The 590-nt window shown below is 70.5% G+C and carries 1 protein-coding gene; it reads left to right on the top strand.

Translation table 11 applies throughout. From position 1 onward, the window contains the following. Nucleotides 1-368, top strand: a 368-nt coding sequence (locus G4D87_RS38510; RefSeq protein WP_163787682.1) for a DUF2760 domain-containing protein, incomplete at its 5' end; no start/stop codon positions are given. Nucleotides 369-590: the final 222 nt, after the last annotated feature.

The following is a 590-nucleotide window of genomic DNA, read 5'->3' as shown; positions in this document are numbered from 1 at the left end:
CCCTGTCCCTGCTGGGCATGCTCCAGCGCGAGGGCCGCTTCGTGGACTTCCTGCAGGAGAACGTCTCCGCCTTCTCCGACGCGGAGGTGGGCGCGGCGGCGCGCATCGTCCATGAGGGCTGCCGCAAGGTGGCCCAGACGTACCTGACGCTGGAGCGGGTGCTGCCCCAGTCGGAAGGAGACTCGGTGCCGGTGCCCGTCGGGTTCGACGCCCAGCGCATCCGCCTCACCGGCAACGTGGCGGGCCAGCCGCCCTACAACGGAGTCCTGCGTCACCACGGCTGGATGACGACGGCGGTGAAGCTGCCCACCGTCAGCCCGGCCATCGACCCGCGCGTGCTTGCTCCCGCGGAGGTCGAGCTTTCCTGAGCCGGCCACCACGGCCTCACCGCGCGAACAAACCCGCGTCTTCCAGGAGTTCTCGTCCGATATGGCCCGCTATTCCATTGGCATCGACCTGGGCACCACGCACTCCGCGGTGTCCTACTTCAACCTGGAGGAGGGCAAGGCTCGCGGCGGCGCGCAGTCCATGCTGCCCGTCCCCCAGTTGACCGCGCCCGGCACCGTCGAGGCCCGCCCGCTGCTCCCCTC

It is taken from the genome of Myxococcus vastator (assembly GCF_010894475.1).
In the GTDB taxonomy this organism is placed as follows: domain Bacteria; phylum Myxococcota; class Myxococcia; order Myxococcales; family Myxococcaceae; genus Myxococcus; species Myxococcus vastator.
Note: the sequence above shows the minus strand (reverse complement) of the source record. Positions and strands in the feature narration are given on the sequence as shown.